The sequence below is a fragment of the Pseudomonas oryziphila genome (genome assembly GCF_003940825.1).
GTDB lineage: Bacteria > Pseudomonadota > Gammaproteobacteria > Pseudomonadales > Pseudomonadaceae > Aquipseudomonas > Aquipseudomonas sichuanensis.
The window spans coordinates 2,237,326-2,258,358 of record NZ_CP034338.1; the positions used below are offsets into that span (position 1 = coordinate 2,237,326).

General features: G+C 60.4%; 21 protein-coding genes. 16 read left to right on the forward strand and 5 right to left on the reverse strand.

Annotation, left to right across the window (positions count from 1 at the left end; genetic code table 11):
* The first annotated feature begins 31 nt into the window (after positions 1–31).
* The 4 genes from EJA05_RS10665 to EJA05_RS10680 all read left to right on the forward strand — a co-directional run bounded on the left by EJA05_RS10665 (position 32) and on the right by EJA05_RS10680 (position 5,014).
* A complete protein-coding gene (locus EJA05_RS10665) occupies positions 32–937 on the forward strand; it encodes a LysR substrate-binding domain-containing protein (protein ID WP_125858208.1) in 906 nt (301 codons plus the stop codon).
* Between the two features lie 105 nt (positions 938–1,042).
* Complete coding sequence (locus EJA05_RS10670; protein ID WP_125858209.1) at positions 1,043–1,372, forward strand: DHCW motif cupin fold protein; 330 nt, start codon at positions 1,043–1,045, stop codon at positions 1,370–1,372.
* 773 nt (positions 1,373–2,145) lie between these two features.
* A complete protein-coding gene (locus EJA05_RS10675) occupies positions 2,146–3,450 on the forward strand; it encodes a DUF1254 domain-containing protein (RefSeq protein WP_223811902.1) in 1,305 nt (434 codons plus the stop codon).
* 76 nt (positions 3,451–3,526) lie between these two features.
* The gene (locus tag EJA05_RS10680) at positions 3,527–5,014 is read left to right on the forward strand and encodes a DUF1254 domain-containing protein (protein ID WP_125858211.1); all 1,488 of its coding nucleotides are present in this window, start codon (positions 3,527–3,529) and stop codon (positions 5,012–5,014) included.
* Positions 5,015–5,512: 498 nt separating this feature from the next.
* Here the strand turns inward: EJA05_RS10680 and EJA05_RS10685 are convergent, their stop codons facing one another.
* The 3 genes from EJA05_RS10685 to EJA05_RS10695 form a co-directional block, all read right to left on the reverse strand.
* Positions 5,513–6,175, reverse strand: a complete 663-nt coding sequence (locus EJA05_RS10685) for a hypothetical protein (RefSeq protein WP_125858212.1) — start codon at positions 6,173–6,175, stop codon at positions 5,513–5,515.
* A gap of 304 nt (positions 6,176–6,479) precedes the next feature.
* Positions 6,480–7,085: a hypothetical protein gene (locus EJA05_RS10690; protein WP_125858213.1), complete on the reverse strand. Its 606-nt coding sequence runs from the start codon at positions 7,083–7,085 to the stop codon at positions 6,480–6,482.
* Between the two features lie 318 nt (positions 7,086–7,403).
* Entirely contained in the window at positions 7,404–8,318 is a 915-nt protein-coding gene (locus EJA05_RS10695) for a LysR family transcriptional regulator (protein ID WP_125858214.1), read from the reverse strand.
* A gap of 102 nt (positions 8,319–8,420) precedes the next feature.
* On the opposite strand from EJA05_RS10695, the gene EJA05_RS10700 reads away from it, so the two are divergent.
* From EJA05_RS10700 to hutH, 4 genes are all read left to right on the forward strand, one after another.
* Entirely contained in the window at positions 8,421–9,389 is a 969-nt protein-coding gene (locus EJA05_RS10700) for an ABC transporter substrate-binding protein (RefSeq protein WP_125858215.1), read from the forward strand.
* Positions 9,390–9,464: 75 nt separating this feature from the next.
* Positions 9,465–10,316, forward strand: coding sequence for an ABC transporter permease (locus EJA05_RS10705; protein ID WP_125463585.1), 852 nt, complete (start codon positions 9,465–9,467; stop codon positions 10,314–10,316).
* The gene (locus EJA05_RS10710; protein WP_125858216.1) at positions 10,313–11,146 is read left to right on the forward strand and encodes a quaternary amine ABC transporter ATP-binding protein; all 834 of its coding nucleotides are present in this window, start codon (positions 10,313–10,315) and stop codon (positions 11,144–11,146) included. The genes EJA05_RS10705 and EJA05_RS10710 overlap by 4 nt, the downstream gene beginning before the upstream one ends.
* A gap of 12 nt (positions 11,147–11,158) precedes the next feature.
* Positions 11,159–12,682: a histidine ammonia-lyase gene (gene hutH, locus EJA05_RS10715; protein ID WP_125858217.1), complete on the forward strand. Its 1,524-nt coding sequence runs from the start codon at positions 11,159–11,161 to the stop codon at positions 12,680–12,682.
* A gap of 45 nt (positions 12,683–12,727) precedes the next feature.
* On the opposite strand, the gene EJA05_RS10720 is transcribed toward hutH, so the two are convergent.
* Positions 12,728–13,222 carry a GNAT family N-acetyltransferase gene (locus tag EJA05_RS10720; RefSeq protein WP_125858218.1) on the reverse strand — a complete coding sequence of 165 codons (495 nt, stop codon included), beginning with the start codon at positions 13,220–13,222 and terminating at the stop codon, positions 12,728–12,730.
* 246 nt (positions 13,223–13,468) lie between these two features.
* On the opposite strand from EJA05_RS10720, the gene EJA05_RS10725 reads away from it, so the two are divergent.
* The 8 genes from EJA05_RS10725 (at position 13,469) to EJA05_RS10760 (ending at position 20,454) form a co-directional block, all read left to right on the forward strand.
* Positions 13,469–14,146, forward strand: coding sequence for a thermostable hemolysin (locus EJA05_RS10725; protein ID WP_125858219.1), 678 nt, complete (start codon positions 13,469–13,471; stop codon positions 14,144–14,146).
* Positions 14,136–15,602, forward strand: coding sequence for an AMP-binding protein (locus EJA05_RS10730; protein WP_125858220.1), 1,467 nt, complete (start codon positions 14,136–14,138; stop codon positions 15,600–15,602). The genes EJA05_RS10725 and EJA05_RS10730 overlap by 11 nt, the downstream gene beginning before the upstream one ends.
* An 8-nt stretch (positions 15,603–15,610) precedes the next feature.
* Positions 15,611–16,291 (forward strand): TenA family transcriptional regulator, encoded by a 681-nt coding sequence (locus EJA05_RS10735; protein WP_125858221.1) that lies wholly within the window; start codon positions 15,611–15,613, stop codon positions 16,289–16,291.
* Entirely contained in the window at positions 16,278–17,084 is an 807-nt protein-coding gene (locus EJA05_RS10740; protein ID WP_125858222.1) for an SDR family oxidoreductase, read from the forward strand. Before EJA05_RS10735 ends, EJA05_RS10740 begins: the two co-directional genes overlap by 14 nt.
* Entirely contained in the window at positions 17,081–17,722 is a 642-nt protein-coding gene (locus tag EJA05_RS10745; RefSeq protein ID WP_125858223.1) for a hypothetical protein, read from the forward strand. The genes EJA05_RS10740 and EJA05_RS10745 overlap by 4 nt, the downstream gene beginning before the upstream one ends.
* Before the next feature lie 2 nt (positions 17,723–17,724).
* Entirely contained in the window at positions 17,725–18,387 is a 663-nt protein-coding gene (locus tag EJA05_RS10750; protein ID WP_125858224.1) for a response regulator, read from the forward strand.
* Positions 18,384–19,748: a sensor histidine kinase gene (locus tag EJA05_RS10755; RefSeq protein WP_125858225.1), complete on the forward strand. Its 1,365-nt coding sequence runs from the start codon at positions 18,384–18,386 to the stop codon at positions 19,746–19,748. The genes EJA05_RS10750 and EJA05_RS10755 overlap by 4 nt, the downstream gene beginning before the upstream one ends.
* 166 nt (positions 19,749–19,914) lie before the next feature.
* The gene (locus EJA05_RS10760; RefSeq protein WP_125861286.1) at positions 19,915–20,454 is read left to right on the forward strand and encodes a cytochrome b; all 540 of its coding nucleotides are present in this window, start codon (positions 19,915–19,917) and stop codon (positions 20,452–20,454) included.
* A gap of 101 nt (positions 20,455–20,555) precedes the next feature.
* Here the strand turns inward: EJA05_RS10760 and EJA05_RS10765 are convergent, their stop codons facing one another.
* Positions 20,556–20,963: an ACT domain-containing protein gene (locus EJA05_RS10765; protein ID WP_125858226.1), complete on the reverse strand. Its 408-nt coding sequence runs from the start codon at positions 20,961–20,963 to the stop codon at positions 20,556–20,558.
* Positions 20,964–21,033 lie beyond the last annotated feature (70 nt).

Below are 21,033 nucleotides of genomic sequence, written 5' to 3' on the forward strand. Positions count from 1 at the left end.
AGTCAGCGCCGAACATTTGCCCGAGCCTGCCATGCAAACCAAGTGGATAGATGACCTGCTAGCGGTCGCCGAAACCAAGAACTTCTCCCGTGCCGCCGAGATCCGCTGCATCACCCAGTCCGCGTTGTCACGGCGGATCAAATCGCTCGAGGAGTGGGTGGGCGTCGATCTCGTCGATCGCGGTACTTATCCTGTGCAATTGACCAAGGCTGGCCAGATCTTCTGCAGCGAAGGGCGCGAAGCCCTGTCGGCCTTCATGGACCTGCGCTCGTCCTTGCGCCGCGGCGAGCGCATGCCCGGGCGGTCGATCCAGGTGATCGCCGGCCATACCCTGTCGATGACCTTCGTGCCGAAATGGTTCGCCGGCTTTCAGCGCCGCTATGGCTATTTCAATGCCCGGGTGCTGGCGGCCAATGTGCAGGAAGCGGTGATTGCCCTGGCGGAGGGGGGCTGCGACCTGATGATCGGCTACAGCCACCCACGCGCGCCGATCGTGCTCGACCCGGACAAGTTCATCGGCTTGCGCCTGGGCCTTGATGCGTTCTTTCCGGTCTCGGCCCCCGACGCCGAAGGCCGACCGTTGTTCGAACTGCCAGGGATCCCCGAGCAGCCCATTCCCTACCTGGCATACACCGCAACGTCGTTCCTCGGGCGGGTGGTCGATGTGATTATCCAGGCTGAACAACGCCAGCCCGAACTCAACCGTTTTTACGAAGCCGACATGGCCATGCACCTGTTGCGCATGGCACGCGAGGGCTACGGCATCACCTGGGTCCCCGAATCGGCGGTGGAAGAGGAAATTGCCGCAGGCAAACTGGTGCGCGCAGGCGGGCCTGAATGGTCTGCGCAGCTGGAGATCTGGTCGTTTCGCTCCATCGGCAATACCAACCAGACGATGCTGGACCTGTGGAAGTCGCTGGAGAAGGACACGCGTTGAAGGCACGCGTATGGGGTGCTGTATGAAACAAATGCAGCCGGTCTGTATCTATCGATGAGTGCTGCGCAGCGGTAAGTTCGAGGCCCTCATTCACAGGAGTTGAACATGCAACTGACCGCCATTCCCTTCGGCACTACCGACTGGTCGCAGATCGAGCCTGTCGCGCACCCCGGCGAGGTGGGCACCGCGTACTGGCGCACCTGCCAGTTCGGCAGCATCCGTGTGCGACAGGTGGAGTACAGCGCCGGCTACGTCGCCGACCATTGGTGCAGCAAGGGCCATATCCTGCTGTGTCTGGAGGGCCAGCTGGACACCGAGCTGGACGATGGCCGGCGCTTCACGTTGAAGGCCGGCATGAGCTATCAGGTTGCCGACAATGCCGAGGCGCATCGCTCATCCACCTTGATCGGGGCCAAGTTGTTCATCGTGGATTGAAGGGGTGCTGCCAGTTGGTGCGCCAAAATCATTGACTCCGGAATGCCAGATTCAGGGAAACCTGGATTGCTGTGAACGGCTGCAACGGGTTGATGGCGTGATGTCGGGAACGGCAGATATCGACCCGTAGCTGACAGTCATGCCAGAGGTGATCTCTGTCGGAGCGGGTTTATCGAGGCGTCGAACCGCCGCGAACACGGGCGAAGCCCGTGCCACTCTCCGCGTCGCCTGCTTCGCGGGTAAACCCGCTCCCACAAGGTTCGCGCCAGCCTCGAAAAATGAGCAAGAGCAGCACCATCGCAATGGCAGCTTTGGGTCGAAAGCTGACCGTAGTGGATGAGCTCTATCGACCCCAAGCTGACGCTCATAGGGTCTGTCTCAGCCATGGCCCACGCAGCTTGATCCACGATAGAGGCACAGAGGGTTAGCCGCTCGTCAGGCCCGCCAGCTATCACCACTGGCTATCGAGCGCGCTTCGTTGCGTAGCCGCCGATGCAATCTAGACTGGCAAGGTCACGGAGCCGGAATGTTGAGCGTGTGCGTTTAACGACTGCCCACCGTAGTTCGCAAGTTCGCTTCCTTAGCAAATTCCCAACGCAAGGATGTCGACGATGCCTCATTCGATGAAATTGCTTTGCGCCGCTGTCTTGTTCATCTCCCAGAGCGCGCCAGTGCTTCACGCTGCCGAGCAGGCGCCCACCCCTGGATCGCCAATCACCCAACCAGCCACTGGGGTACTGATACACCCAGAGTACGCAAAGGCGATAGCGCGTATGGCTTACATCTGGGGATGGCCGATGGTGAACATGCTCAATCGCAACGACACCATCACCAGGGCACCGCATCCTGGCCTGCTGGGCGGCATCCTGCCAGTGGCGCCGCAAGGCCAGCTGGGCATGCTGCATGACTACATCACCCCGGCCGAAACCTTCGTCACCTGCCCGAACCAGGACGTGGTGTATGGGCTGGGCTTCTTCTCCCTTGATGACCAACCGGTGATTGCCCAGGTACCGGACTTCGGGGAGCGCTTCTGGGTCTATTCGATCTATGACCAACGCACCGACCAGGTGGGCGAACTGGGCAAGCCCTATGGCAGCAAACCGGGCTTCTACCTGTTGGTGGGGCCGAACTGGAAAGGCGAAAAACCCGAAGGGGTGGAAGCGATCATCCGCAGCCCCACTGCGTTGGCTAACGCCATTCCGCGCATCTTCCTGGATGACACTGCCGCAGATCGGGCCGCGATCCAGGAGAAACTCAACCAGGTTGCCTTCTACCCGCTGAAGGATTTCGACGGGAAGATGAAGAGCATCGACTGGAAGAACACCCCGGACATTCCCAATCCGAACGCCGCCAAAGCCAGCGGCGGGGAAACCAGATGGGTGATTCCCGAGAAGTTCTTCGAGCAACTGCCCAAAGTGCTGGACATGGTGCCGCCACTGCCGGGTGAAGAGGCGCTCTACGGTCAGTTCCGCTTGCTGATGGAGAGTGCAGCCAAGGATCCGGCGCTCAAGAAACTGCTGGTGCAGACCGCAGTGGAAAGCGAAAAGGACATCATCAAGCCGTTCTTCGAGTGGAAGCACAACGGGCGTCCGGCCGGCAACGGCTGGAACCGTTCCACCAACAACGCCCAGTTCGGCATCGACTACTTCAACCGTACCGGTACCGCCAAGTCGAACATGTTCGACAACCGCCCGAATGAAACCCAGTACTTCTATACCGACTTCGATAATGCCGGCGCCCCGCTCAACGGCGCGCACAGCTATGAAGTGAACTTTGCCGCCGGCCAGGAGCCGCCGGTGAACGGTTTCTGGTCGCTGACGCTGTACAACGAAAAACACCTGTTCAGCAGTAACCAGCTCAACCGCTATTCCCTGGGCACCAAGAACAAGGACCTCAAGCGCAACGCCGACGGCTCGCTCACGCTTTATATCGCTCCCACCTCACCTGGTAAGGGCAAGGAGAGCAACTGGCTGCCTTCACCGAAGGAGCCGGTCTCCTTGTACATCCGCGCTTACTGGGGCAAAGAGCCGATCCTCGATGGCACTTGGCAACCGCCGGTGATCAAGAAGATCAAGTAAGCCACTGAGCCGATAAATAGGCCCGTCGGTGACGACGTATCGAACGCCGCCGCGCCTTGTTCTGGAGATTACTTTCATGGGTTCGATGCAACGCATGTTCGCACTTTCTGCACTGGCTGCTTCGCTGACGGCCCTGCCGATGGTGCAGGCGGCCGACCAGGCGCCGGCTTCGCCGCTGATCAAGCAGATCAACAACGGCAATTGGCTTGATCCCAAGGAAGCCGAGAGCCTTCGCGATGAGCTGTATTACCAGCGTGCGGTCTTCGCCTACATGACGATGCTGCCGGCGCTCAACACCATCGGCATGAAGGATGGCTCGGAGCAAGCATTCGGCGCCGGCTACAACGTGCTGCCGATCTGGAAGCAACGCATGGACGCACGGACCATGGTGCCCACGCCCAACGCCGATGTGATCTATTCCATGAGCTATCTGGATCTCAAACAGACGGGGCCGTTAGTGGTGAAGGCCCCGGCGAATGTCATTGGCATGTTTACCGATTTCTTCCAGAGAACCCTCACCGACGTGGGGGCCGTGGGGCCAGACCGTGCGCGTGGCGGTCTGTACCTGCTGTTGCCGCCGGACTACAACGGGCCGGTGCCTGGTGGCTACTTCGCGGTCAAGTCGCGGACCTACAACGTTTTCCTGTTCTTCCGCACGATCATGGCCAAAGGCGAAGGTCAGCCGGACCCCGCACCGGCGGTCAAGAACGCCGAACTGACCCGCGTCTATCCGCTGTTCACGGTGGAAAAAGACGTGAAGCCCATGGAGTTTCCCGACGCCAGTGGCAAGGCGCTGAACATGATGTACCCGGTGGACAACAACTACTGGGCCAAGCTCAAGGCCTTCGTCGACTATGAACCGGTCGAAGCCATTGATCCCGAATTGCGCGGCGTGCTGGCGTCCATCGGCATCATCAAGGGCGCGCCGTTCAAGCCTACGGACAAGCAGCAAGAACTACTGAAGAAGGCGGTGGAAACCGCACCGAAAATGATCCTCGCCAACCGCCAACTGGGGCGCGAAGACAAACGCAACCTTTACTATCAGGACCGTCAGTACGAGAACACCTGGGCCGGCGGCACCAATGACTGGATGCAAGAAAGCTACTTGGACGTAAACCAACGCGCCAACTTCTTCCAGTTCGCCTATTCCTCGGCACCGGCGATGGTGATGCACACCACGGGGGCTGGTTCGAAGTACCCGTTCACAGGGCGTGACAAGGATGGCAAGTTCCTCGAGGGCGGGGGTACCTACAAGCTGCGCCTGCCGCCGAATCCACCTGCTGCGCTGTTCTGGGCGGTGACCGCTTACAACATCACAGACGGCACCATGCCCGAGACTAAACAGCTGTTGCCATCCACCAATGGCTACTACGACATCCCCAAACAGCAGGATGGCTCTATCGAAATCTGGTTCGGCCCCGAGAAACCGGCGGATGTTGCCGATGCAGCGTTCATCCAGACAATCCCAGGCCGCAACTTCCTGGTTGCACTGCGCTTGTACGGCAGCGAAGACGCCTTCTACGACCAGACATGGAAACCGGATGACGTGGTGAAGGTCAAGTAACGCCTCTGGCCAGGCTGGCGGTTTGAGCTGTGCGCCAGCGAACCAATCCAATGACAGCAATAGGTCGATGGCAGCTGGTCGCGGACGAGCGCTTTCGGACCGTAGCTGACAGTCATGCCAGAGGTGATCTCTGTGGGAGCGGGTTTATCGAGGCGTCGAACCGCCGCGAACACGGGCGAAGCCCGTACCACCCTCCGCGTCGCCTGCTTCGCGGGTAAACCCGCTCCCACAAGGTTCGCGCCAGCCTCGAAAAATGAGCAAGAGCAGCACCATCGCAATGGCCGCTACGGGTCGTTAGCGGTCAGTCGCAGACGGCTGCCCACGCCCCATGGCTGCTGTTCGTTAAGGGCGGCTAACGGCCAATAGCGGTCATTCGCCGTTATCAAAATCTAGGGGATTCAGCTGCCTTGGTCACTCGAGATGCTGGTGTCTGGATACAGTCCTCCAAAAACCCAAAGCCCCGCTATCGCGGGGCTCAACACAAATGGAAGCACGCGGTCAGAACGACTCGACTGGCTTCTTGGCTTGTTGAACAAGCTTGTTTTCGTCCAGTTTCGGAAAAGAAAACTTAATGATGATGCTGGACTCGTCACCCTCGCCAGAGACGATCAAATCAGCGCCCCTAATGTTGGCAGGTGCCGACTTCATCAAGCTATGGACGTTGGCGGCCCTCTTGTCGGGGGTGAGCCCTTCAACAAAGGAGTAGGTCAGCTCATTGGCGGCCAACGCAACATTCTCGTAGTTCGTGAGCTTGGCTGTGTATTCATCCTTGTTTTTTGCTTTACCCGCGAACTCAATGATATCCAGCACGGATTTCCCGTCGGCGAGCGACACCAGAGTAAATGTTTTTGCAAGAGCGCCAATGGCGCGACCGAACAGGTCACGATCATAGGGTGCAAACAGCGAAACCATCATCAGTTTGTCACCACTGAATAGCAGGGCGGCTGTGAACTTCTGATCCAGAAAATCCACATCGTCCAGGCATCGTGCAGTAGCGCCTATCTCAGTTGAACAGTCGTAGTAGCCTGCTGCCTCGGTATATTTGGCAATCGGCGTGTCATAAGCATATTTTTTGAACAGGTTGTCTTCAGCCACCGCATTCTGCATGCCGGTCAACATCCCCATAACGCCCAGTGCTGCAGCAAGTGCTTTCTTTGACATGGATCCCTTCCTGAATGAGCATTGAGGTTGCTGGCTAGATGCTATCAGTCAGATATGCACCGCTCAATACCGGTATGTCACTTGCTATTGGACAGGGGGCAGATTCGGCAGCCCATTCGGTGACGCCGCAGGCAATCTGTCAGTCTCGCCACAGGCGAACCGCGAAATCTCAGTGCCTGCGCACTCTAGATCGAGAGCCGCCCTTCGCGACCTGCGGCTCTCAACAGGCCCGGCGCATCGAGCTTGGATTGAACTACTTGCGCTTCAATTGCAGCTGGGACTGTTTCATTCGAAGAGCTGGGGCTTAGGAGGCGGCTGAGCGATTCTTTCTCTGCGTACACGGATTAAAAATCTGGCGAATACTCTCGCTGGTTCCTACATAGGTTCGGGTGCCTGGGACCGCCACAGCCGAGTAATTCTTACGATCGGTGACCTGAATGAAATTTCCTTGCGCAGCCGTGAAACTCTCAGTATTTGGCGGCACTAGCACGCTCAGGAACTGGGCTTTCTTGTCGAGGGCCAAGGCACCGCCCACGGTAATGGGCGCCAGCATGGCGGCCCAACGTTCACTGAATAAGTAGAAGGTATCGGCTGCGGCTCTGCCACTTTGCAGGTGGGCACACTGCACATTGCTTGCTTTGATGACTTCAGCTTGCTGGTAGGCACCGCCCTGATAAAGGGCCAGCACTAGCTTGCTCTTGGTCAGCACACCCAGGCCTTGCTTGGGTCTGCACACTTGCAAGTCACCATAGGGAAATATGCACCAGTTGGTTTCGGTGACTGTGACGATTTCGTCTGCATTGAGCTTTAGATCGCGTTCAATATTGGCGCGGGCTTCGGGGGTCTCGTAAGGGATGGCACAGGCGCTCAATAGAGATGCGAGGGTCAGGGCGAGTAGCGGGGTTCTCATCAAGCGTCCTTTGCTGCTGGAAGGTATCGGTAAATGACGAAGCTCTCCGCCGGTCTGCGCACGGAAAAACTATAGAGATCGCGCTGAGTTTAAAGAGTTGTTGGAGAAGGTGCTAAAACTCGTCGTTTGAATGTCTCGACAGCTGGGTATTGCACGAAACGTATGGTCATCCATCGTTGTGGGAGCGGCGCACCGCCGCTCCCACAAAACTCTTCGTACAGAGCCTAAGTGAGTACTTGCGTGGCCGGTAGACCGAGCTCGCCGGGCGTCTCATCTACCCGCCAGCAGTCGTCATGTGACATTCGCCCCACCCGTTGTTCATTCGGATGCAAACGACGGTCGCTCCGCGAACCATGCCACCGCCAGCGCCTTGAAAGCCTCGGCCGAAGGCGTCAGTGGATAGCGCTGATCATGCGCCAGCACGATGCTATGGGTTGGCAGTTTCTCCTGAGTCGGCCGACAGACCAGCGCTTGGCCATCATAACTACGGTCACCGAATGGCCGGGTATAGATCAGCGCCACGCCAAAGCCATTGGCGACGAGGCTGCGCTGCAACTCGAAGGTGCGCACACGGTGCACAACGGCGGGGGAGAGGTCGTAAAAGCTGAACAGATCCAGCACATGCTGCCAACTGTGAACCTGATCGGTGACTACCAGGGTGTACTCGGCTAGCGCTTTGAGACTGACGCGTGACTGCTTGGCCAACGGATGATCGGCCGACAGCAGCACCTGGGCGGTCAGCTGGCACAACTGCGTGCAATGCGTGTTCGGCGGTAAACCCAAGTCATAGGTGATGGCCAGTTCTATCGCGCCCTCACTGAGCCGCTTGCCAACATAATCGAAGCTGCCATCGCGCATATCGACCGTGACCCTTGGGCAGGACTCCTGCATCCGTCGCACGATTTGTGGCAGGCAATAGGGCGCCAGATCTTCGAAACAGCCGACCACCAGTTCGCCGACACACTCGCCGGCATTGGCATGGATTTCGGCAAAGGTCTGGGCTTCTGTCAGCACGCGACGGGCCTGGACCATGACGGTACGCCCGAATGGGGTCAGCGATATCCCGAGGCCACGTTGGCGTATGAAGATTGCTTGACCCAGCACCTCCTCCAGTTCGGTGATGGCCGCCGAGATGGAAGGTTGTGAAACATGAAGCTCCATGGCGGCAGTGGTGAGGTTTCCGTGCTTGGCCGCTGCGAGCGCGTAGCGAAGCTGGCGCAGTGTGAACTTCATAGGTTTTTCCGTGGTGATGCATCAGGACTTATTATTTTATCCTTTTTTGAGGTTGTGAAATATTTCTCCTGCGCAGTGATCATCTTGTTTGGGAGCGTCACAATGACAATTACAAAGGCTCTGCTGACCACGACACTTTCTTTAGGGCTCCTGGCGTGCGCTGGCGCCAGCCAGGCGGCCGGTTGGTGTGAGTCCGGCAAGCCGGTCAAGTTCGCCGGTCTGAACTGGGAAAGCGGGATGCTGCTCACTGAGGTGATGCAGTTCGTGCTGAAAAATGGCTATGGCTGTGACACCGACAGCCTGCCGGGTAATTCCATCTCCATGGAGAACGCCCTGAGCAGCAACGATATCCAGGTGTTCGCCGAGGAGTGGGTAGGGCGCAGCGAGGTCTGGAACAAGGCTGCGAGCGCCGGCAAGGTCGTCGGCGTCGGCTCGCCGGTGGTTGGCGCGGTCGAAGGCTGGTATGTGCCGCGTTATGTGATCGAAGGCGATGCCAAGCGCAAACTCGAAGCCAAGGCACCGAACCTCAAGAGCATCGCCGATCTGGGGCAATACGCCCAGGTGTTCAAGGATCCGGAAGAACCGGACAAGGGGCGCTTCTACAACTGCCCGGCCGGCTGGACCTGCGAGCTGGACAACAGCCAAATGCTCAAGAGCTACGGCCTGGAAAACACCTACACCAACTTCCGCCCGGGCACCGGCCCGGCACTGGATGCCGCCGTGCTCTCGAGCTACAAGCGTGGCGAGCCGATCCTCTTCTATTACTGGTCGCCCACCCCGCTGATGGGCCAGGCCGACCTGGTCAAGCTGGACGAGAAGCCAGGCGTGGATAAATCCGTGACCATCAAGGTGGGGGTGTCGAAGACCTTCCACGAACAGGCGCCGGAACTGGTGGCCGTGCTGGAAAAGGTCAATCTGCCGATCGATCTGCTGAACCAGAACCTGGCGCGCATGACCAGAGACCGTATCGAGTCGGCGGAATTGGCCAAGTCGTTCCTCAAGGAGCACCCCGAAGTTTGGCACAGCTGGGTCAGCGAAGACGCAGCCAAAAAGGTAGACGCGGCACTCTGAGGGTGTGTGCCGGTCCGGCGCCTGCCGGGCATGCCACATAGCAGTCCGCTTCAAGCACTTGCTCGAGATAAATCCATGTTTCCCAAAAACTTCACGTTTTCCATTGCCGATTGGGTCAATGGCTGGGTCGATGCGCTGGTCACCAATTACGGTGACGTGTTCCGGCACATTTCCGACACCCTGCTGTGGGCCATCGTCAACCTCGAAGGCCTGCTGCGCGCAACACCCTGGTGGCTGATGCTGGCCATCGTCGGCGCTATTGCCTGGCACGCCACCCGTAGAATCGTGCCCACGGCGGTGATCGTCGGTTTGCTGTTCCTGGTCGGTGCGGTCGGCCTCTGGGACAAGCTGATGCAGACCCTGGCGCTGATGCTGGTGGCAACGCTGATCTCGGTCCTGGTCGGCATTCCGCTGGGTATCCTGTCGGCGCGCAACGATCGCTTGCGGGCGGTGTTGATGCCGCTGCTCGACATCATGCAAACCATGCCCAGCTTCGTGTACCTGATCCCGGTATTGATGCTGTTCGGCCTGGGCAAGGTGCCGGCGATCTTTGCCACCGTCATCTATGCCGCCCCGCCGCTGATTCGCCTGACCGACCTGGGCATTCGCCAGGTGGATGGCGAAGTCATGGAGGCAATCAACGCTTTCGGTGCCAATCGCCTGCAACAACTGTTCGGCGTGCAGTTGCCACTGGCGTTGCCGAGCATCATGGCCGGTATCAACCAGACCACCATGATGGCCCTGTCGATGGTGGTCATCGCCTCGATGATCGGTGCCCGTGGCTTGGGTGAAGACGTGCTTGTCGGCATCCAGACCCTCAATGTGGGCCGTGGTCTCGAAGCGGGCCTGGCCATTGTGATCCTGGCGGTTGTGATCGACCGCATTACTCAGGCCTATGGCCGGCCACGGCATGGGGTGGGCAAATGAGCGCCAAGCAGACGATGAACAAGATCGAAGTCAAACAGGTCTTCAAGATCTTCGGTGCGCGTGCCGAAGATGCGCTGAAACTGATCCGCCAGAACAAGAGCAAAGAACAGGTGCTGGCCGATACCGGCTGCGTGGTCGGGGTCAACGATCTGTCGTTGTCCATCGGCAGCGGTGAGATCTTCGTGATCATGGGGCTGTCGGGCTCGGGCAAGTCGACCCTGGTGCGTCACTTCAACCGCCTGATCGACCCCACCAGCGGCCAGATCCTGGTCGACGGCGAAGACATTCTGCAGTACGACATGCAAGCCCTGCGCGAATTCCGCCGGCGCAAGATCAGCATGGTGTTCCAGAGCTTCGGCCTGTTGCCGCACCGCACCGTGCTGGACAACGTCGCCTACGGCCTTAAGGTCCGTGGCGAAAGCAAAGCCCTGTGCACCGAGCGTGCCCTGCACTGGATCAACACCGTGGGCCTCAAGGGTTACGAACGCTCGTACCCGCACCAGTTGTCGGGCGGCATGCGCCAGCGCGTGGGCCTGGCCCGTGCGTTGGCTGCCGACACCGACATCATCCTGATGGACGAAGCCTTCAGTGCGCTCGACCCGTTGATTCGCGCCGAAATGCAGGACCAGTTGCTGGAACTGCAAAAGACCCTGCACAAGACCATCGTCTTCATCACCCATGACCTGGACGAAGCGGTGCGCATCGGCAACCGAATTGCCATTCTCAAGGACGGTCGCCTGATCCAGGTCGGCACGCCGAAGGAAATCCTCTACCAGCCTGCGGACGAATACGTAGATCGTTTCGTGCAGCGTCGCGTAGCTTCGCTTTAAGGAACCGCGTGTATGTCGTTTGCCAAAAAAATCATCATTGCCGAGGCGCCCGTTCGCTGGCAGGACGTGGTGGCTGTGGCCCGGCATGGAGCGCAGCTTGAGCTGGCCCCATCGGCCTGGGCGCGGATCGACAACGCCCAGGCGATTGTCCAGCGCATCGTTTCCAGCGGTGACCGCGCCTATGGCGTCAACACCGGGCTTGGCGCCCTGTGCAATGTCTCGTTGCAGGACGAACAGCTCAGCCAGCTGTCGCACAACACCTTGCTCAGCCATGCCTGTGGCGTGGGTAGCGCGCTGTCGGACGAACAGACCCGGGCGATCATGTGCGCGGCGATCATCAACTTCTGCCAGGGCCGTTCCGGCCTGCAGCGCAAGGTGGTCGAGGCGCTGCTGACCTTGCTCAACCAGCACATCACCCCGCAGGTGCCGAAGCAGGGGTCGGTGGGGTACCTGACCCACATGGCCCATATCAGCATCAGCTTGCTGGGCGTCGGCCAGGTCAGCTATCGCGGCCAGATCGTGCCGGCGCAGCAGGCCTTGGCCGAGGTCGGCCTGGCACCGGTCAAACTGGGGGCCAAGGATGGTCTGTGCCTGGTCAACGGTACCCCGTGCATGACCGGCCTGAGCTGCCTGTCTCTGGATGACGCCACGCGCTTGAGCCAATGGGCGGACGTTATCGGCGCCATGAGTTTCGAAGCCCTGCGCGGCCAACTCGATGCCTTCGACCCTGAAATCATCGCGCTCAAACCCCACCCCGGGATGCAGCGCGTGGGCCGCAATTTGCGGCGCCTGCTCGAGGGTAGCGAAATCATTGCCAGCAGCCATGGCATTCGCACCCAGGACGCCTTGAGCATTCGCTCGATCCCGCAGGTTCATGGCGCCGCGCGCGATCAGTTGGAACACGCCGCAAGGCAGATCGAAACCGAACTCAACTCCACCACCGACAACCCGATGTTGCTGGGTACGCCCGAGTCCTATCGGGTGGTTTCCCAGGCCAATCCCCACGGCCAGTCCGTGGCCATGGCGGCCGACTTGCTGGCCATTGCGGTGGCCGAGATCGGGGCGATTGCCGAGCGCCGTCTCGATCGCCTGATCAACCCGTTGGTCAGCGGCTTGCCGGCCTTCCTGGTCAGTCAACCGGGTGTGAACTCGGGCATGATGATTGTCCAGTACGTGGCCGCTTCACTCTGTGCCGAAAACCGTCAGTTGGCCCAACCGGCCGTCATCGACAACTACGTCACCTCCGGCCTGCAGGAGGATCATCTGAGCATGGGCACCAATGCCGGGTTGAAGCTGCACCGTGCCCTGGAGAACTGTACGCAGATCCTTGCCATCGAATACCTGTTGGCGGCCCAGGCATTCGAGTTCCTCAAGGAGCAGCGCTTTGGCGCAGGTACCCAGGTTGCCTGGCGGTTGCTGCGCGAACGGGTCCCGGCCTATGCCCAGGACCGTTGGCTGGCCCCGGATATCGCCAGCAGTGCATCGATCCTGAAGGACCCCGGCCTGCTTGGCGCTGCCTTCCCCGAGCTGTTGTGACAGGTGCAGGTACCGCCAAGGGCGGGATTGGGTCGAGGGCAATCACTACCCAGTAATGGCTTTGGCCATTTCCGACGTGCCAGCCCAACCGATCTGCTCATAGACCGGTTTGCCCGTCGCGGTGGCGTGCAGGACTGCGAAGCTGATGCCTCGGCGAGCGAACTCGGCTTCGGCCGCTTGCATCAGGGCCGAGGCCAGGCCGCGGCGGCGGTAGGCCGGCTGGACGTACACATTCAGCACGTAGCCACGCTTATCCAGGGTTGGGTGGGAGGGATGGGGCGGCCAATCGATGCTCATAAGGCCAATGGCTGCGACCGGTTGGTCGCCATCCAGGAGTTTGAACCCGTAATACCGACCGTCACCGAGCCGCTCTTCCAGCCAGGGGCGAAAGTGCTGGGTCATGATCCGTAGTTGTTCAGGATCCCCGCCTGCCTCAAGGAACATGTCCTGGCGATGGGCGCAGATCATTTCTGCGTCAGAGGGGCCGACGGGCCGGCACTCCAGACCGGAAAACGCTGTACATCCTTGTAGTTCGATCATCGTTTATCCAGTGTCAGTGGCATTGATTGATGAAGTGGCAGCCTATGGCATCTCCCGGCGTGTATGCAATGGCACGGCGGGGAAGGTGGGAAACATGAGAGGGCGAGGGCGCTGACCTTGCTGTGGCCGAGTGCTCGAGCTCCTGCGACTTGGCATGCGCTCGGACGCTTTGTGCTGTTTGACTTCAGATTCCATTCAGATTCGACCCTGATAATTCCCTGAGCCGAACCCAATCGGGGGAGTTTCATGAACGAATCTCAATGGAGCAGTCTGCTCCCGCTTCCTATAGGCAGCCATGCCGACCATCACGCGCGGCTGTCGCTTCATCTGGCAGGCGACGCTTCACGCGGGGATCTGGAGCACTTCATCCACCAGTGCTTTGCCACCGTGCACCAGGCGGATGTGCAGCATTACCTGCCAGAGCTGCTGGCATTGCATGACAGCCATGGACGGTTGATCGCAGCGGCCGGCATGCGACCAGCCAGCGACGGACCTCTGTTTCTCGAGCGATATCTGGACGCGCCATTGGAGGCCGCCGTTTCCCAGGTTGCTGGCATTGACCTTGACCGTACCTGCCTGGTCGAAGTGGGCAACCTGGCTTCACTCAGCGCTGGCAGCGCCCGAATCATGATCATTGCCGTGACGTGGTTGTTGGCCTCGCGTGGCCTGGAGTGGGTTGCATTCACCGGCGCGGCGACGCTGATCAACAGCTTTCAACGGCTGGGCCTGATGCCTACCGTTTTGGCTGCCGCCGATCCTGGGCGCTTGCAGGGGCTGGCGAATCATTGGGGGACGTACTACGACCAACGGCCACAGGTGTTCGCCGGCAACATCGGCTATGGCTTCGATGCCCTGAGCCGGGCGGGGGTGTTCCAGCGCCTTGGATTTCCCAAGCTGGCCCAGGAGACCGGTCATGCCGCATGAACTGCAGCTCTTTCAGGCGTTGTTGCGCCAGCATGCCCAGCAAAAACCTGATGCTGTAGCTGTTCAGGGCCCGGTTCGGCGTTTCACCTACCGGCAATTGCTCGACGAGGTCGAATTGCGCGCAGCCCGCTTGCTGAGCCAACCAGCGGGCACGTTCGTCATGGTGCTGGATAACGGGCCCGAATTGCTTTTCTGGGACCTGGCGGCTCTTTTCGCCGAGCGCACTTGTGTGATCGTACCGCCGTTCTTCAGCGCGGCTCAGTTGCGACACTGTCTGCAGCAGAGCGGTGCCACGAGCGTGCTGTGCGAGACGCAGTGGACTGCCCAACTCCTTGAGCAAGGTTTTACCCAGCAGCCGGCAGAAGGTTTCCTGGCGCGTGACGTTGTCGCGCCTGAATTGCCGACGGGCACCGCAAAGATCACCTATACCTCCGGCAGTACCGGGAGGCCCAAGGGCGTATGCCTGGGCGCCGAAGCCATGCTGCGTGTTGCGCGGGAACTGGAGGCTGCAAGCCGACCAACCGAGCCGCAGCGATACCTGGCGGTACTGCCACTGGGTGTATTGCTCGAGAACCTCGGCGTATATGCCGCGCTCATGGCAGGCGCCTGCGTCCAGCTCTACCCGCAGCAGCAGTTGGGCATGGGCGGCGCAAGCCAGGTGGATTTCAAGCGCTTGCTCGCTGCGATTGCCCTGAGCGGTGCACACAGCCTGATCCTCGTGCCGCAACTGCTGATGGGGCTGGTCACCGCCATCGAGCGCGGGCTCATGCGCGTCGGCCCACTGCGCTTCGTGGCAGTGGGCGGCGCCCGGGTATCAGCGAAGCTGTTGGCTCGGGCCGATGCGGTCGGCTTGCCGGTGTTCGAAGGCTATGGCTTGTCCGAATGTGCCTCGGTGGTGGCGCTGAACCGACCGGGGGCCGTTCGCCCTGGCAGCGTCGGTAAGCCCTTGCCCCATGTTCAGGTGCGCATTGCTGAGGATGGTGAGGTGCTGGTGGCTGGCTCGACCTTGCTGGGCTACCTGGAAGAGGCGCCGGTCACCGGCGAGTGGTGGGCGACGGGCGACCTCGGCCACCTCGACGAAGAGGGCTACCTGTACCTTGACGGGCGCAGAAAGCACCAGTTCATCACCAGCTTCGGTCGTAACGTCAACCCGGAGTGGGTGGAGTCGGAGCTGACTCAGGGCGGCGTGATTGCACAGGCATTCGTGCATGGCGAAGCCTTGCCGCACAACCTGGCACTGCTCTGGCCGCTGGACCCCACTGCCAGCGACGAGGCTATCGAGCAGGCCGTGCAGCGCTGCAACGCGCAACTGCCCGATTACGCCCAGGTGCATACCTGGCGTCGTTTACCGGCCCCGCTAAGCCCCATTGATGAAACCCTGACTGCCAACGGCCGCCCACGGCGCGAGGCGATCTTGCAGCGTTACCACGCCCTGTTATCCGACATCTCGTTGTGAGGTTAACCATGTCTTTTTTCGATACTTTGCAAATACAAACTGCCGAGGAGCGTCAGGTGTTGTTCGCAGTGCCGGTAATCCGGGACGCGTTGGCCGGGCAGGTCAGCCTGGACAGCTACCTCGCCTTCCTGACCCAGGCCTACCACCATGTCCGCCATACGGTGCCACTGATGATGGCTTGTGGCGCGCGTTTGCCGTCGCGCCTGGAATGGCTGCGCGGGGCGGTGTGCGAATACATCGAAGAGGAGTACGGCCACGAACAGTGGATCCTCAACGACATCAAGGCTTGCGGCGGCGACTGGGAGGCCGTGCGTGATGGTCGGCCAGCGCTGCCAATCGAGCTGATGGTCGCCTACCTCTACGACCTGATTGCACGCGGCAACCCTGTCGGGCTGTTCGGCATGGTCAATGTGCTCGAAGGCACCAGCATCGCCCTGGCCACGCAGGCGGCGGGCACCATCCAGAGCACGTTGGGCTTGCCTGGCCAGGCGTTCAGCTACCTCAGCTCCCACGGTGCGCTCGACCAGGACCACATGGTGACCTACAAGCAGTTGATGGACCGCCTTGATGAAGAGGGCGACCAGCAGGCTGTGATCCACGCTGCAAAGGTCGTCTATCGCTTGTATACCGAGATGTTCCAGGGATTGCCGCGCGCCGGGCAGCACGAGGTGCGTCATGCGCTTGCCTGAGTCCGTGGTGGTCCTCACCGGCGCCAGTGGGGGTATTGGCTTGGAGCTGGCCGAGCAGCTGTGCGCTGCCGGGGCCCAGGTGCTGGCGGTCAGCCGGCACATGGGCAAGCTGGCTGGCCTGATGAATCGGTATCCGGACCGCTTGCGTTGGCAAGAAGCTGACCTACGCAGCCACGCAGGGCGCGAACAAGTGGTCGACCGAGCCCGCAAGATGGGCAATGTCAACGTTCTGATCAACGCCGCCGGGGTGAATCGCTTTGCCTTGCTCGATCAGTTGGACGAACACGCACTCGACGAGCTGCTGGACATCAATCTGAAGGCCCCGCTGCAACTGACGCGTGCCTGCCTGCCCTTGCTGCGTGCGCAGCCAAAGGCGTTGGTGGTCAATGTCGGGTCCACCTATGGCTCGATCGGCTATCCCGGTTACGCCACCTATTGCGCCAGCAAGTTCGCCCTGAGGGGATTCTCCGAAGCGCTGCGGCGCGAGCTGGCGGACACCACGGTAAACGTCTTGTATGCCGCGCCCAGGGCAACCCGCACCGCCATGAACAGCAGCGCGGCGACAGCGCTCAATCAGGCGTTGAAAGTCGGCATGGACGACCCGGCGGATGTCGCCCGTGCAGTGCTTGAGGCGGTGCAGTCTGAGCGCAGCGAGCTTTACCTGGGCTGGCCGGAAAAGCTCTTCGTGCGCATTAACGGCATGTTGCCGGGAATAGTCGACCGCGCGTTACGCAAGCAATTGCCTGTCATTCGCCGCTACCTCGGTAGCCACTCCAAGGAGTCGATCAAATGAAGCGACTGTTCATCGCCAGCTTGCTGGCATTCGCCCCCTCCATCTGGGCACTGGATCAGACAGGCACGCAGCACCTGAGTGACCTGCAGCAGCGCTGGGCACAGATCCAGTACCAGTTACCCAAGGACAAACGTGCTGACGCCTTCGAAAAGCTGGCGGGTGACGCGACGGCCTTCGTTCATCAGTACCCCGGTACACCAGAGCCATTGATTTGGGAGGGCATTATCAACAGCAGCTGGGCGGGGGCCATCGGTGGCCTTGGCGCACTAGGCAAGGTCAAGGCGGCGAAAGCTAGCCTTGAACAGGCCATGAAACTGGACCCCAACGCCCTGCAGGGCTCGGCCTATACCAGCCTGGGCACGCTGTACGATCAAGTGCCCGGATGGCCGATTGGTTTCGGTGATGCCGAGATGGCCGACAAGATGCTGCGCAAAGCCTTGCAGATCAACCCCAGCGGTATCGACAGCAACTATTTCTGGGCTGACCATCTGTATCGGCAAAAGCGCTACCCGGAGGCCACCGCAGCCCTGCACAAAGCCTTGCAGGCACCCCCACGGCCGGGGCGAGAGCTGGCTGATCAGGGCCGTCGCGCGGATATTGATGCTTTACTCAAGGCGATCAAGGACAAACAGGACTGAACATGCGGCTTTTGCTGGTTGAGGACGACATCGCGCTGGGAGAGGGGATCTGCGACGGTTTGCGCCAGGAGGGCTACACCCTCGACTGGTTGCGTGACGGTGTCAGTGGCTTGCATGCGTTGCAGCACGAGACCTTCGACCTGGTGATCCTGGACCTTGGATTGCCCCGCCTGGATGGCATTGAACTCCTGCGGCGGGTACGTGCCGGCGGCGACAGCCTGCCGGTGCTGATCCTCACCGCACGGGATGCCCTCGATGATCGCATCACCGGCCTCGATGCCGGCGCCGACGATTACTTGGTCAAACCGTTCGACCTCAATGAGCTGAAGGCGCGCTTGCGCGCGTTGCTCAGGCGCAGCGCCGGACGCGCCCAGGTCATGATCGAGCATGCCGGAGTCAGCCTCGACCCCGCTACCCAGCAAGTTCATTACAACGGCGTCGAAGTGGTGCTGACCCCCAAGGAATACATGCTGCTGCACGAGTTGCTGGCCCATCCAGGCAAGGTCTTCACCCGCGAACGCCTGACCCAGTTGCTGTATGGCTGGGATGAGGAGCCCGAGAGCAATACGCTGGAGGTGAACATCTACCACCTTCGCAAGAAGCTGTTCAACGGGCTGATCCGTACGGTGCGCGGCATTGGCTATCTGGTCGAGGCCAAGGCATGAGCTCGCTGCGCCAACGCACCCTGTGGCGGGTGATGTTGTTGCTGTTGCTGGGGACCGGCCTGCTGGCGCTCTATAACTATCACGACAGCCGCCATGAGATTAACGAGGTGTACGACGCGCACCTGGCCCAGAACGCTCGCTTGCTGCAGGGCGTCATGAGCCTGCCGGTGCAAAGCGGCTCGCGTGAAGCGATGTACCAGGCATTCAACGAGGCATTGGCCCAGGCGGGTCACCATCGGGTAGGCCACCCCTACGAGAGCAAGCTGGCATTCCAGGTCTGGCAGGACGGCGCCGGCCTGCTGGTGCACACACCCAGTGCGCCGACCATCGACCCGCCACCGACGGTCCCCGGTTTCTACGACTTTTCCAGTGGTGGCGAGCAATGGCGCGGTTTCGTGCTGCCGGTGCCGGAACGACACTGGGTGATCTGGGTGGGCGAGCGTGACGATGTGCGCTACGACTTGATCGACCGCATCGTTCGCCACACCCTGTTCCCGTTCCTGCTCGGCAGCCTGGTGTTGGCACTGTTGGTTTGGGCCGCTATCGGCTGGGGACTGCGGCCGTTGCAGAACATGGCCAACATCATCCGTGGGCGTCACGCCGATTCGCTGGAGCCGCTGCAGTTGGTACCGCTGCCCTCGGAGCTGGAGCCCATGCAGGCCGCCATCAACCGCCTGTTGGCGCAGATCGAGGACCTGCTGCGGCGTGAGCATCGGTTCATTGCCGATGCCGCCCACGAAATGCGCACCCCCCTGGCCGTTCTGCGCCTGCACGCGCAGAACGCGCTGGAGGCCAGCAACGAGGCCGAGCGGCACAAAGCGCTGGGCTTTCTGATGGGTGGGGTCGATCGACTCACCCGGGTTGTCAACCAGTTACTCACCCTGGCCCGTGTCGAGCCAAGGCTGGGGCAGCGAGCCAGCACTCGGATCGACCTGGCCGAAGTGGTCACCGAGACCTTGGCTGACCTGACCCCGTGGATACTGGACCGCGGCCTGGAGCCCTCGTTGGACATCGGCGAAGGCGACCACCACCTGGCAATCGATGCCGGCGCCCTGGGCATCGCGCTGCAGAACCTGGTGTCCAACGCGGTGGAGCACTCACCGCCCGCTGGCCGCATCACGGTGTCACTCAGGCACCTGGACAATCACTTCGAACTGGTCGTCGAGGACGAGGGGCCGGGTATCGATGAGGCGAGTCTGTCGCGCGTATTCGAGCGTTTCTACAGCCGTAACAGCCCCAATGGTGCAGGCCTTGGGCTTTCCATCGTGGCGACCATCGTTGACCGGATGGGCGGGCAGGTGCGTTTGCGTAATCGAGCAGGCGGCGGGCTAGCCGCCACCTTGCTGTTTCCAGTGAGTTGAATACCCCAGCAGAGTCGCTGCCAACGATACGCCTGGCATCTGACGCTGGTCACTTCAGACTTCCTTAAGCTTGAGCCAGCAACCTGACACTGTCCGGTTGCTGGGAATCGCTCCTGCATCGCACCTGGTGGCAACGGATCTTTCTCTCATTTTCGAGGCCATGGATATGACGCGTAATTCAACTATCGACCGCTACGGTCGCCTGTCCATCATCATGCACTGGAGCATGGTCGTCTTGTTCATCGGCATTTATGCCGGCATCGAGCTGCGCGGGGCATTGCCAAGAGGCAGCACACTGAAGAGCCCACTGCTGGGATTCCATGCGCTGATGGGTATCGCCGTATTCGCGTTGGTATGGGTACGCCTGATTGGTCGGCTGAGACCACGTCCTCCCATCCTGCCCACGCCACCTACCTGGCAGGCGGTGATGGCCAGCATCACGCACCTGGCCTTGTACGGTTTGATGATCGTTACTCCGTTGTTGGCCTGGCTGATGCTGAGCGCTGCGGGTAAGCCGTTGCCGTACTGGGGCATCACTCTGCCTTCGCCTATTCCTGTCGACCCTGCTTTGGCCAAGACACTGAAGGACTGGCATGAGCTGGTAGGTAACGCTGGTTACGCGCTGATTGGACTTCATGCTTGCGCAGGCCTGGCACATCACTACTTGATCAAGGACAACACCCTCAGGCGCATGCTGCCACGGTGATACGGGCTACCTCGCCCTGCCGACACAAAAGCCTTGTTTGCGGAGGTCTTACCATAGCCAGCGATTGCCAATAGGTAAACCGCAAGCATCATGGCCGGGCGCTAACTGGATTCACCTGCGCGAGATAAGGCTTGGAGGACATCCATGGCTTTAGCGGCATCATCCTTGGCTACGAAAATGTGGTCATGGTAGAAGGCTGCGATCACGTTGCAACTGATGCCAGCCTTGCCGAGCGCGGTCGCGAATGCGGCCGTCAAACCCACTGCATCAAGAGCGGAGTGGATTGTGAGTGTGATCCAAGCTGCCACAAAACTGTACTCAAGGCCCAGTGCATCAGCGCGTTCGCGCTCAATGATTGCAGTGAGGCCTTCTTTTTCGCGGAATGTACCCAGCACATCGGTACCCTGGAGCGCGGTAGCGTGCGCCACTGTGCAGAACACAAAGTCGCCTTCATTGAGGACTGGGCTCATGCCACGGAGCAGAGCTGAGATCGATTTTTCACCTGACATAGGGTTACTCCCGTTTGAAAGACGGCAGTGTGCATTTCAGTGAGGCATTAGTTTAATCAATACTGCTCAT